Here is an 11,938-nt window from a genome sequence, read left to right as displayed (position 1 = left end):
TCACTGAACCGCCGGGCCGGGGTACTGCCGTTGCTATCCCCGCGGCGTCGGCGGCGACCAGCAACCGTTCCACCGGTTCGGCCCAGCGGTGCGGCGCCAACCGGAAGGTGCCCCAGTGGATCGGCACCAGCAGGCCCGACCCCGAACCATTCAGGTCGAGGTGCGCCTGCACCGCCTCCTCCGGGTTCATGTGGACGTCGGGCCAGGCGGTGTTGTAGGCACCGATCGGCAACAGCGTTGCGTCGAACGGTCCATGCTGGGCGCCGATCGTGCCGAAGCTGCTGGTGTATCCGCTGTCCCCACCGAAGTAGACCCGATGGTCGGGACCGGCGATCACCCACGACGCCCACAAGGTCTGGTTGCGGGTCAGGAATCGTCCGGAGAAATGTCGCGCCGGGGTACAGGTCACGGTGAGATCGCCCACCGTGGTGTTCTCGTCCCAGTCGAGTTCGATCACCCGCTCGGACGGGATGCCCCACGCCCGAAGGTGCGCACCGACGCCCAACGGGACGATGAACGGCGCCCGCTGGCTGCGGGCCAGCGCGGTGATGGTGTCGATGTCGAGGTGGTCGTAGTGATCGTGGCTGACCACGATCGCGTCGACGGCGGGCAGCGCCCCGAGACGTACCGGCGGAGGGTGCAGTCGTCGCGGCCCGACCGCGTCCGACGGCGAGCAGCGCTCGCTCCAGACCGGGTCGGTCAGCACCCGATAACCGTCGATCTCCACCAGTGCCGTCGCGTGCCCCAGCCAGGTGATCGCCAGCGGCTCGACGTCGGCGCTGAAATCGGGCACCTCGAGCGGGATCGGCACCGAGGGCAGTCGCCCGATGCGGTCGGCGAACAACTCGCGCACCATCAGCCGCTGTTGTTCGCGGTCCATGTTCACCATCGCGGCACGTTCGATGTTGTGGAAGATGCCGTCGCGGTAGTGCCTGGATCGGCTGGCCACCGCATTGATCGCGGTGGGTGCTGCACCCAACGCTGCGGGCGTGCCGCGCAGCGCACGAAGCGTCCAGCCGCCAGCGGCCAGCGACGCTGTGGCTCCCGCCAGTCGAAGTGCCCCACGCAGCATGACGACGAGTCTATGGTGGCGAGCCGCGGACTCCGCCGGTTAAGCGCCCTGGAACTTCGGCGGCCGCTTCTCCACCCGCGCCACCTGAGCCTCGATGACGTCCTGGCTTCCCCAGGCCTTGTCGAACAGCTCCTTGTGCACCGGCTGCTGCTCCTCGTAGGCGCCGTCGTCATTGAGCACCCGCTTGGCGTGCTGCAGGGCCAGCGGCGCCAGCCCGGCGATCTCGTGCGCCCAGGCCTGCGCGTCGGCAAGGGTGCCGATCCGGTTGGCCATCCCGGTCAGCAGCGCCGTGTCGGCGGGCAGCTTCTCCGCGGTCAGCATCATCGCTCGGGCCCGTCCGTAGCCGACCAGTGAAGTCAGTCGCCGGATGCTCCAGTTGTCCAGCGCCAGGCCGTACTTGGCGACCGGAAACTGGAAGAACGCCTCGGGAGCCACCACCCGCAGATCACAGACCATCGCCAGTTGCAGGCCGGCGCCGATCGCCGCGCCGTTGACGGCGCCGATCACCGGCACCGGGACGTCGGCGATGCTCTGGTGCAGCGCGACCAGCTTGTCGGGGTAGTCGGCGGCGAACGCGTCCCCGGACAGGTCCGCGCCGGCACAGAACACCGTGCCCTGCCCGGTCAGCACGATGGCCCGAACATCATGGGTAGCGGCGTCCACGATCGCCTCGCGCAGCTCGGTGACAAGCTGAGAGTTCAACGCATTGCGACGCTCGGGGCGCTGCAACTCGATAGTCGTGACGGCTTCATCGCGGGTAACACCGATCATGAGATGCCAGCCTATTCAAGCGTGTCGAGCGACGGTGGTCGGGTCTTCAACACCGCGCCTTGCACGGTCTGCAGCCGTGCGGACCCGGATCGAAACCCGCCATTCCCCACCCTAGTGATCCCGCTCACAATGGGAATCTCCCGCCGGCCGGCTTGCTTGACCTGATCAGGCTTAACCGATCAGTTCGAAATGACTTGGGGGCACCCGACATGAGCACAGCACCCCTCGCCGGACGGCGAGCACTGGTGACCGGAGGTTCGCGCGGTATCGGCGCGGGAATCGTGCGCCGGCTCGCTGCCGACGGCGCCGCAGTGGCGTTCACCTACGCCTCATCGGCCGTCGAGGCCGACAAGCTGGCCGCCGAACTGACCGCCGGCGGAGCCAAGGCAGTGGCCATCCAGGCCGACAGCGCCGATCCGGCGCAGGTCGGCGCCGCGGTCGAGCAGACCGTTGCCGACCTCGGCGGCCTGGACATCCTGGTCAACAACGCCGGCACCGTATACGTCGCGCCGATCGACCAATACCCGCAGGAGCAGTTCGACCGCCTGGTGGCGATCAACATCGGCGGGGTGTACTCGGCGATCCGCAGCGCGATCGGCCACCTCGGCGAGGGCTCGCGGATCATCAACATCGGCAGCATCAACGCCGACCGCGTCCCGGTGGGCGGGTTGGCCGTGTACGCGATGACCAAGGGCGCAGTCGCCTCGCTGACCCGGGGGCTGGCCCGCGAACTCGGTCCGCGCGGCATCACCGTCAACAACGTGCAGCCGGGCCCGATCGACACCGACTTGAACCCCGCGGCGGGCGAATTCGCCGACGCCATGCGGCAGATCATGGCGTTGAACCACTACGGGCACACCGACGACATCGCCGCGGTGGTGAGCTTCCTGGCCGGCCCGGAGTCCGGCTTCGTGACGGGAGCCAACTGGAACGTCGACGGCGGATACACCACTTGATGGTTAGCCTCATGCTGTGAGCCGGACCGGGGCCGACGAAGTGCGCGACGCGGTGCTGGACCGCGGTTCGTTCCTCAGTTGGGACGCTGCGCCGCTGGCCGTGCCGGTCAGTGAGAGTTATGCCGCCGAGCTGGCCGCGGCCCGGGCGGCCAGCGGCCGCGACGAGGCGGTCCTGACCGGCGAGGGCCGGATCAACGGTCGCCGGGTCGCGGTGATCGCCAGCGACTTCGACTTCCTGGCCGGCTCCATCGGGGTGGCGGCCGCCGAGCGGATCACCGCCGCGATCCAGCGGGCCACCGCCGAACGACTGCCCCTGCTGGCGTCGCCGAGTTCGGGCGGAACCCGGATGCAGGAGGGCACGGTCGCTTTCCTGCAGATGGTGAAGATCGCCGCCGCCGTCGAGCTGCACAAGCGCGCTCACCTGCCCTACCTGGTCTACCTGCGCCACCCCACCACCGGCGGGGTGTTCGCCTCCTGGGGCTCACTGGGGCACGTCACGCTGGCTGAACCGGGCGCACTGGTGGGTTTCCTGGGGCCGCGGGTCTACGAACAGCTCTACGGCGCCCCCTTCCCGGCGGGTGTCCAGACCGCTGAGAACCTACAGGCCTACGGAGTGATCGACGGCGTCATCCCGCTGAAGTGGCTACGGCGCACCTGCTCGCGGGCGCTGAAGGTAATGCTCGAGGATCCGGGACCGGCTCCGGCGACGGCGGCTTTGGACCCGGCTCCCGTGCCGGTTCCTGACATCCCGGCGTGGGACTCCGTATGCGCGTCGCGGCGTCCCGATCGGCCCGGCGTCGGGTTTCTGCTGCGGCACGGCGCCACCGAGCGGGTGTTCCTGTCGGGGACCGGCAGCACCGAACGCGGCGCCACGACCTTGCTGGCATTGGCGCGCTTCGGCGGCCAGCCCGCCGTGGTGTTGGGGCAGCTGCGGGGCGCAGATCGGCTGACCGATCCGGTTGCGCTTCGCGATGCCCGCCGCGGCATGGCGCTGGCCGCCGGCCTGCGGCTACCGCTGGTGTCGGTGATCGACACCCCGGGCCCGGCGCTGTCGGTGGAGGCCGAGCAGGGTGGACTAGCGGCCCAGATCGCGGCGTGCCTGGCCGAGCTGGTCACCCTGGAGGTGCCGACGGTGTCGGTGCTGCTGGGCCAGGGCAGTGGCGGGCCGGCGCTGGCGATGGTGCCCGCGGATCGGGTGCTGGCGGCGTTGCACGGCTGGCTGGCGCCGCTGCCGCCGGAGGGCGCCAGTGCCATCGTGTTCCGCGACATTGGCCACGCCCCGGAACTCTCCGCCGCGCAGGGCATCCGGTCGGCGGATCTGCAGGCCCACGGGATTGTGGATGTGATCGTGGCCGAGCACCCGGACGCCGCCGACGAGCCCATCGACTTCGCCAAGCGAATGTCGCGCGCCATCGCCGTCGAGCTGAACGCGCTGCGCGGGGTGCCCGCCGCGCAGCGGATGGCGGCCCGGTTGGAGCGCTACCGGCGGATCGGCTTGCCGAATCCCTAACCGGTGATCATCGCCACGGCCACCCCGGCCAGCACCATCCCCATCACCTGCCGCAAACGCACCCGCTCCCCCAGCAGGACGACTGCCAAGATCACCGTGGCGGCCGGGTACAGCGAGATCAGCACGCTGGCCAGCGACAGCAGCGCGAGCTTCAACGCGAACAGCATGGTGACGTTGGCGGCGGTGTCGAGCAGGGCGATCAGGAACGCCAACCGCAACGGGATGCCCCTCGGCACGCTGAGATTGCGGCTCATCGCCGCCACCGCGATCACCAGGATTGTGGCCGCGCCACGCGCGAACAACAGCGGCCAAAGCCCGGAATCGGACGGAGTGCGGTCCAGGAAGACGAAGTTCAACCCCAGGGCCACCCCCGAGGCGACCGTCAACCAGAGCACGCGGTGGCTGAGCCCCGGCCGATGGACACCGTCGTCGCCGGCGTGCCAGCTGATCAACACCACCGCACCCAATGCCACCGCGATACCGGCGCTGGCGAGCATGCCGGGCCGCTCCCCCAGCATCCGCCCGACGCACACCGGCACGCTGGCATCCACCACCGCAGCCAGGGGCGAAACCACCGAGATCGGACCGGCGGCCATGGCGGCATAGAACCACCAGATGCCCAGGGCCTGGCTGAGTCCACCGAGCATGCCCAAGACGACCGTGCTGGTGGTGATGTGCCCGCCGCCGATCAGCGCGAGCAAACCGAGCATCACCATCGAAACCGGGGTGGAAACCAATACCACTCGAAGCGCAGCAACCCGCCGCGACGCGACACCGCCCACGAAGTCGCTGATCCCGAAACTGGTGGCCGACGCCAACGCCAGTCCCTGCGCGGTAGGCGAGCCGATCACGCGGCTGCCTTGGCAGCCTCGGCAGTCGCGGCGCCCTTAACGTTCGATGTGACCATCACGGCGGAAAGCCTAAGTGCGCGGTGAACCCAGAACCCCCGGCGTTTGCGGGATCTTTGCAGCCGACGACCGATGTTTGCACGTCGCCGAATTTAAATTCTCGTGGATTTAACCCCGCGAGCGTTCGCGCCCGCAGGTCAACCCAGCGAACGCAACCACGCGTCGTGCAGGGCAGCGTAATGTCCCTCGGCGCGGATCAGCTCGGCCGGCGGCCCGTCCTCGACGATGTGTCCGCCCTCGATGACCAGCACCCGGTCGGCGATCTCGACGGTAGAGAGCCGGTGGGCGATCACCAGCGCGGTCCGTCGGGTCAGCAAGCTGCGCAGCGCCCTCTGCACCATCCGCTCGCCGGGGATGTCCAGCGAAGACGTCGCCTCGTCGAGAATCAGCACTGCCGGGTCGGCCAGGAAGGCGCGCGCGAACGCCACCAGCTGACGCTGACCGGCCGAGAGCCGCCCGCCCCGTTTGGCGACGTCGGTGTCGTACCCGTCGGGCAGGGCGGTGATGAACGCGTCGGCGCCCACGCTTGTGGCCGCGGCGGCCACCTCGGCGTCGGTCGCGTCGGGGCGGCCGAAGCGGATGTTGTCGGCGACGGTGCCGGTGAAGAGAAAGTTTTCCTGGGTCACCATCACCACGTGGCGCCGCAGCGCCGCCTGGGTGAACGCGCGCAGGTCGACGCCGTCCAGCATCACCGCTCCCGACGCCGGGTCGTAGAACCGGGCGATCAGCTTGGCGATGGTGGACTTGCCGGCGCCGGTGCTGCCGACCAGTGCCACGGTTTGGCCGGCCGGGATGTTCAGCGACAGGCCGGCCAGCACCGACTGGCCATCCCGGTAGCCGAAATGCACGTCGTGCAAAGCGATCCCGCCACGCACCTCACCAGGCATGGTCCGCGGACCAACCGGATCGGTGACGGCGGGCTTTTCGGCCAGCACTCCGGCCAGTTTCTGCAGCGCCGCGGTCGCCGAGGAGAAGATGTTGAGGAACTGGCTGATGTCCTGCATCGGATCGAAGAACATCCGTAGATAGAGCAGGAACGCGGTGAACGTCCCGATCGTCATGTGCCCGTGCAGAACTCGCCAGCCCCCGTAGAGCAGAACCACACCGGTGGTGAGATTGCCGACCAGCTTGATGCCGGGCGAGAAGATCGCGACCAGTTTGAAGGCCCGCTCGTTGACCGCACGGTAGCGGTCGGCGACCGCCGTGAAGATCTCCTGATTGCGGGCCTCACGCCGATAGGCCTGTACCGCCTTGATCCCGGTCATGGTCTCGGCGAACTGCACGATCACCCGCGCCGCATGCTCGCGAACCTCGGTGTAGGTCTTGGCGGACTCCTCTTGGAACCAACGCAGCAACACCACCAGCACCGGGAACGCGGTCAGACACATCAGGCCGAGCCGCCAGTCCAACATGATGAGCAACACCGCCGTACCCGCCATCGTAAGCGCGGCGCTGACCAGTCCGTCGAGCCCGGACTGCAGCATCTCTTGGATCGCATCGACGTCGTTCGTCAGCCGACTGACCACCCGCCCCGAGGTGTAGCGCTCGTGGAATTCCACGTCCAACAGCTGGAAATGGCGGAAGACCCGTCTGCGCAACTCCAGTAGCACCTGCTGGCCGATCTTGCCCGACCACTGCAGAAAGGCCATCCGGGTGCCGGCCTGGGTGAGCACAACCCCCGCGAGCGCAATCACGATCACACTCAGCTGCCGGGTCGAACCGTCCGCGGCGATCGGTGGAATTCCCCGGTCGATGCCACGCTGTGCCAGCAACGGAACCGCCAGCCGGGCAGCGTTTTCCACCAATACGGCCAATGCCAGCAACAACGCGACGCCGCGGTAGGGACGCAGCAGCGACCACAGCAGGGCCCGCGCCGCGGCCCGGCCCGGCTCGGCCGTCACCGGCGCGCCCAGTCGACGAGGTGTTCGGCGCCGTCGTCGAGCTCGTCGTCTGCCGCGAGCAGGTAGCGGTACCGCGGCACCGCGGCCAGCAGCTCAGCGTGGGTGCCGACCGCGGTGATGGTCCCGTCCTCGACCAGCGCCACCCGGTCGGCCAGCGCCACGGTGGACGCCCGATTGGCCACCACCAGCGCGGTGATCGGCTGCGGCCCGGTCGCCAGCGCCTGGCGCAGCGCATCGGTCACGGCGGCCTCGGTGTGCATATCCAGGGCCGACAGCGTGTCGTCGAGCACCAGGATCGTTGGCGCCGCGACCAGGGCCCGGGCCAGCGACAGTCGCTGCCGCTGCCCGCCCGACAGGCTCATGCCCTGCTCTCCGATGCGGGTGTCCAGCCCGGACGGCAGGTCGTAGACAAAGTCGGCCGACGCCACGGCCAGGGCGCGGGCCAGCTCCGCCTCGCTCGCATCGGGCCTCCCCAACCGCAGGTTCTCGGCCACCGACATCGAGAACAGGGTGGGGTCGTCGAAGGCTGTCACCACCGTCGAGCGCAGCGCCGCCAGTGTCAGCGCCCGGATGTCGCGGCCACCGATGAGGATCTGCCCCTCGGTGACGTCGTAGAGCCGGGACAGCAGCATCGCCAGCACCGACTTCCCCGAGCCGGTGGCGCCAACCAGGGCGACGGTCTCGCCCGGCTCGACAGTGAGATTGACCCCGCGCAGCACCCAGGGCGCACCCGGGCCGGCAGCATCCGCCTCGGCGGCAAACCGGAACCCGACGTCGCGCAACTCCAGGCGGCCCACCGGCGGCACCGGGTCGTGCCCGTCGGTGATCTCGAGGGGCGCGCGGAAGATCTCGGTGATCCGATCAGCGGCGGTCATCGCCTCGTGGGTGGCCGACAGCAGGAAGCCCAGCGCCGACAGCGGCCAGATCAGCGACAGCATCAGCGTGATGAATGCGACCAGGGTGCCCATCGTCACCAGGTGGTGGCCGGCGGCGTACGCGCCGAACCCGACCACGGAGATCAGGGTGAAGTTCGGGATCACCTCCAGCAGCGTCCAGAACTTCGACGACACCATCACCTTCTCGACGCCCAGGTCGCGCAGCCTGGTCGCTTGGGCGTCGAAGCCGGCGAACACGTAGTCCTCACGCCCGAACGCTTTGATGGTGCGCAGTCCTACCGCGGACTCCTCGACGACGGTGGCGACCTGGCCGGCCTGGTCCTGCGCTTGGCGCGTCAGCCGGGTGTACTGGCGCCGGAAGTGCTGGATGGCCAGCATCACGGGCACGATCGATGCGCACACCACCACACCCAGCGGCCAGTAGAGCACCAGCAGAATGACCGTCACCACGATGATCTGCACCGTGTTGAGCACCAGAAACACCACCACGAACGACAGGAAGCGGCGCACCGCGGACAGGTCGTTCATGATCCGCGACAACAGCTGGCCGGACTGCCAGCGGCCGTGAAAGGTCAGCGGCAGGACCTGCAGCCGGGCGTAGAGGTCCTTGCGGATGTCGGCTTCCACACCCATGGTGCCGTGCGCGATCAGCCAGCGCCGTACGAACCACAGCAGCGCCTCGAGCACGCCGAGCCCGGTCGCCGCCGTGCCCAGCGTCCACAGCCCGGGCTGGTCCCGGTGCAGTACCGGCCCGTCGATGACGGCCTTGGTCATCAGCGGGATCACCACGGCGGCGGCCAGGCAGAGCACGGCCACCGTCACCATGGTGATCCACCGCGCCCGGTAGGGGCGCAGGTAGGGCAGCAGGCTGCGCAGCGCGGACGCCGGTTTCACGGACTCGACCCTAGATCCAGAGCGCCGACCCGCAGCACATCCCGCGCTCAACGGCCATGTTCAGGCAAAATGGCGACCATGGACAATGCCGCTGCCTCTCCCCGGGTCTTGGTCGTCGACGACGACTCCGACGTGCTCGCCTCGCTGGAACGCGGACTGCGACTGTCCGGCTTCGAGGTGGCGACGGCGGCCGATGGCGCCGAAGCGTTGCGCAGCGCTAAGGAAGCCCGTCCCGACGCCATCGTGCTCGACATCAACATGCCCGTGCTCGACGGCGTGAGCGTGGTGACGGCACTGCGGGCCATGGGTGACGACGTGCCGGTCTGTGTGTTGTCCGCACGCAGTTCGGTCGACGACCGGGTGGCCGGCCTCGAGGCCGGTGCCGACGACTACCTGGTCAAGCCGTTCGTGCTGGCCGAGCTGGTGGCCCGGGTCCGGGCAATGCTGCGGCGGCGCGGGTCGGCGGCCAGCTCCTCCTCGGAAACCATCACGGTGGGTCCGCTGGAAGTCGACATCCCGGGCCGTCGCGCGCGGGTCAAGGGCGTCGACGTGGACTTGACCAAGCGGGAGTTCGACCTGCTCGCCGTTCTCGCCGAGCACAAGACCGCGGTGTTGTCGCGCGCTCAGCTGCTCGAGCTGGTCTGGGGCTACGACTTCGCCGCCGACACCAACGTCGTCGACGTGTTCATCGGCTACCTGCGGCGCAAGCTGGAAGCCGGCGGCGCTCCGCGGCTGCTGCACACCGTGCGCGGGGTCGGCTTCGTCCTGCGAACGCAGTGAGGACAAGCGTGAACGTCATGAAACTGCTGCGACGCATCTTCGCCAGAACACCGTCGCTGCGGACCCGGGTGATGCTCGCCACGGCGATCGGCACCGCGATCGTGACGGTCATCATCGGCGCCATCGTGTGGGTCGGTATCACCAACGACCGCAAGTATTGGCTGGACCGCCGGCTCGACGAGGCGGCCGGGCTGACCGTCCCGCTGATCGGCTTGGGTGAACTGCCCCGTTCGGCCGGCGCCACCGATGCGGTGATCACCCTGCGCCGGGCCAACCAAGTGACGTCGAACTCCTCGGTGGTGCTGCCGGAGCTCGAGCCGGGCTACGCCGACACCGAGATCGACGGCGTGAGCTACCGGGTGCGCACCGTCGACATTCCCGGACCCGGGCCACGGTCGCTCGCCGTCGGCGCCACCTACGAAGCCACCCTCGCCGACACCAACAACCTGCACCGCCGGGTGATCCTGCTCTGTACCGTCGCGATCGGCGCGGCCGCGCTGCTGGGCTGGCTGCTGACCGCGTTCGCGGTACGACCGCTGCGACGGCTGGCGCAGCAGGCGCGATCGATCGACGCCGGCGATGAACGGCCGGAGATCGAGGTGCGCGGCGCCACCGAGGCGGTGGAGATCGCCGAGGCGATGCGCGGCATGTTGCAACGGATCTGGAAGGAGCGCGACCGCACTCAAGAGGCACTGGCCTCCGCACGGGACTTCGCTGCGGTCTCCTCCCATGAGCTGCGCACCCCGTTGACCGCGATGCGCACCAATCTCGAAGTGCTGACCACCCTGGACCTGCCGGACGACCAGCGCAAGGAGGTGCTGCACGACGTCGTGCGCACCCAGACGCGGATCGAGGCGACGCTGTCGGCTCTGGAGCGGCTGGCGCAGGGCGAACTGTCGACCTCCGACGATCACGTACCGGTGGACATCACCGATCTGCTCGACCGGGCGGCCCACGACGCGATGCGGGTCTTCCCCGATTTGAACGTCTCGCTGGTGCCGTCACCGACCTGCATCATCGTCGGGCTGCCGGCCGGATTACGGCTGGCCGTGGACAACGCGATCGCCAACGCGGTCAAGCACGGCGGTGCGACTGAGGTGCAGCTGTCGGCAGTCACTTCACGCGAAGGCGTGGAGATCGCCATCGACGACAACGGCGGCGGGCTTCCCGAGGAAGAGCGCCGCATTGTTTTCGAGCGGTTCTCGCGTGGGTCGACCGCGTCGCATTCGGGGTCCGGACTCGGGCTGGCGCTGGTGGCACAGCAAGCCGAACTGCACGGCGGCACGGCGACTTTGGAAGACAGTCCGCTGGGCGGAGTGCGCCTGCTGCTGCGGCTCCCGCCGCCGCGCTGAACGCACTGCGCCCGGGTAATCAGCCGTTTGCGGTGGACTTCTGCCCGCCCTGGGAGCTGGTCGCAAGCTCGTTGACGATGTGGGCCGGAGCCCAGGCATCTTCGGCGGCGGCCTGCACGGCGGCCGCTTCGTCCGGCTTCGCCGCGGTCCCGCCCAGCGTCACGGTGTCGCCGGTGATCGCCACCGTGAAATCGCCGATGTCCGCGGCCGCCTCGAACACCGGGGCCGCGCCGGAGAAGTCGACGGGCACCGCTGTCGGCACCACCGCGAGATGGTCGATAACGGTGACCTCATCGCTCAAGGTCAAAACCGCGTCCAACAGCTCTCGTTTTGCCGCCGGATCGGCCACGTCTCCGGCCAGGGTGAATTCGCTGCCGTGACGGATCACCGACACCGGCACCGGTGCTGCCGGCACGGCGGCGGGCTGCGGGTCGGCGGCGGGTTGGTGCGCGCGTTCCAGTAGGCCGTAACCGATCGCAGCGAGCAGCGCCGTTGCCAGCGCCGCCCCGATCAGCCGGGCGCGCACTCAGCGGGTGCCGAGCAGGTCGATCACGAAGACCAGGGTCTTTCCGGCCAGCGGATGGCCGGTTCCATCGGGACCGTAGGCCAGCTCCGGTGGGATCACCAGCTGACGCCGGCCGCCCACCTTCATGCCCGGGATGCCGTCCTGCCACCCGGCGATCAGCCCGTCCAGCGGAAATTCCAGCGATTCCCCGCGGTTCCACGAGCTGTCGAACTCCGCGCCGCTGTCGTAGTCGACGCCGAGGTAGTGCACGTTGACGACCCCGCCGGGGACGGCCGCCGGGCCTTCCCCGACGACGATGTCCTCGATGACCAGCTCGGCGGGTGCCGGTCCGGTCGGAACGGTGATCTGTGGCTTGGCAGGGTCACCCATAGT

11 protein-coding genes are annotated in these 11,938 nt (G+C 69.2%); 4 read left to right on the top strand and 7 right to left on the bottom strand.

Translation table 11 applies throughout. From position 1 onward, the window contains the following. On the bottom strand, window positions 1-1,072 hold a 1,072-nt coding region (locus N416_RS0120690; RefSeq protein ID WP_024444000.1), incomplete at its 3' end, for an MBL fold metallo-hydrolase. Window positions 1,073-1,111: 39 nt separating this feature from the next. After that, entirely contained in the window at window positions 1,112-1,843 is a 732-nt protein-coding gene (locus N416_RS0120685; protein ID WP_024443999.1) for an enoyl-CoA hydratase, read from the bottom strand. A gap of 209 nt (window positions 1,844-2,052) precedes the next feature. Here N416_RS0120685 and N416_RS0120680 point away from each other — a divergent pair, with 209 nt between their 5' ends. Further along, entirely contained in the window at window positions 2,053-2,799 is a 747-nt protein-coding gene (locus N416_RS0120680) for an SDR family oxidoreductase (protein ID WP_024443998.1), read from the top strand. A gap of 16 nt (window positions 2,800-2,815) precedes the next feature. Continuing rightward, complete coding sequence (locus N416_RS0120675; RefSeq protein WP_024443997.1) at window positions 2,816-4,309, top strand: carboxyl transferase domain-containing protein; 1,494 nt, start codon at window positions 2,816-2,818, stop codon at window positions 4,307-4,309. On the opposite strand, the gene N416_RS0120670 is transcribed toward N416_RS0120675, so the two are convergent. The 3 genes from N416_RS0120670 to N416_RS0120660 form a co-directional block, all read right to left on the bottom strand. After that, entirely contained in the window at window positions 4,306-5,160 is an 855-nt protein-coding gene (locus N416_RS0120670) for a DMT family transporter (RefSeq protein ID WP_024443996.1), read from the bottom strand. The genes N416_RS0120675 and N416_RS0120670 overlap by 4 nt on opposite strands. Window positions 5,161-5,354: 194 nt before the next feature. Further along, window positions 5,355-7,118: an ABC transporter ATP-binding protein gene (locus N416_RS0120665; protein WP_024443995.1), complete on the bottom strand. Its 1,764-nt coding sequence runs from the start codon at window positions 7,116-7,118 to the stop codon at window positions 5,355-5,357. Further along, on the bottom strand, window positions 7,115-8,839 hold the full coding sequence (locus N416_RS0120660) for an ABC transporter ATP-binding protein (RefSeq protein WP_036458845.1): 1,725 nt from the start codon (window positions 8,837-8,839) through the stop codon (window positions 7,115-7,117). Before N416_RS0120660 ends, N416_RS0120665 begins: the two co-directional genes overlap by 4 nt. Window positions 8,840-8,986: 147 nt before the next feature. Here N416_RS0120660 and N416_RS0120655 point away from each other — a divergent pair, with 147 nt between their 5' ends. Beyond that, window positions 8,987-9,688 carry a response regulator transcription factor gene (locus N416_RS0120655; RefSeq protein WP_109413587.1) on the top strand — a complete coding sequence of 234 codons (702 nt, stop codon included), beginning with the start codon at window positions 8,987-8,989 and terminating at the stop codon, window positions 9,686-9,688. Window positions 9,689-9,705: 17 nt separating this feature from the next. Then, on the top strand, window positions 9,706-11,040 hold the full coding sequence (locus N416_RS0120650) for a HAMP domain-containing sensor histidine kinase (RefSeq protein WP_024443992.1): 1,335 nt from the start codon (window positions 9,706-9,708) through the stop codon (window positions 11,038-11,040). Between the two features lie 19 nt (window positions 11,041-11,059). Here the strand turns inward: N416_RS0120650 and N416_RS0120645 are convergent, their stop codons facing one another. Beyond that, window positions 11,060-11,566 (bottom strand): BON domain-containing protein, encoded by a 507-nt coding sequence (locus N416_RS0120645; RefSeq protein ID WP_024443991.1) that lies wholly within the window; start codon window positions 11,564-11,566, stop codon window positions 11,060-11,062. Further along, entirely contained in the window at window positions 11,567-11,935 is a 369-nt protein-coding gene (locus N416_RS0120640) for an FKBP-type peptidyl-prolyl cis-trans isomerase (RefSeq protein ID WP_024443990.1), read from the bottom strand. It lies immediately after the preceding gene. Window positions 11,936-11,938: the final 3 nt, after the last annotated feature.

The sequence above is a fragment of the Mycobacterium sp. UM_WGJ genome (assembly GCF_000455125.1).
In the GTDB taxonomy this organism is placed as follows: domain Bacteria; phylum Actinomycetota; class Actinomycetes; order Mycobacteriales; family Mycobacteriaceae; genus Mycobacterium.
This window is presented reverse-complemented; position numbering and strand designations above follow the sequence as displayed.

Coding starts and splice junctions, on each gene's coding strand:
- N416_RS0120685 (WP_024443999.1), bottom strand. CDS start 1,843: ATGATCGGTGTTACCCGCGATGAAGCCGTCACGACTATCGAGTTGCAG.
- N416_RS0120680 (WP_024443998.1), top strand. CDS start 2,053: ATGAGCACAGCACCCCTCGCCGGACGGCGAGCACTGGTGACCGGAGGT.
- N416_RS0120660 (WP_036458845.1), bottom strand. CDS start 8,839: ATGGTGACGGTGGCCGTGCTCTGCCTGGCCGCCGCCGTGGTGATCCCG.
- N416_RS0120655 (WP_109413587.1), top strand. CDS start 8,987: ATGGACAATGCCGCTGCCTCTCCCCGGGTCTTGGTCGTCGACGACGAC.
- N416_RS0120650 (WP_024443992.1), top strand. CDS start 9,706: ATGAAACTGCTGCGACGCATCTTCGCCAGAACACCGTCGCTGCGGACC.
- N416_RS0120640 (WP_024443990.1), bottom strand. CDS start 11,935: ATGGGTGACCCTGCCAAGCCACAGATCACCGTTCCGACCGGACCGGCA.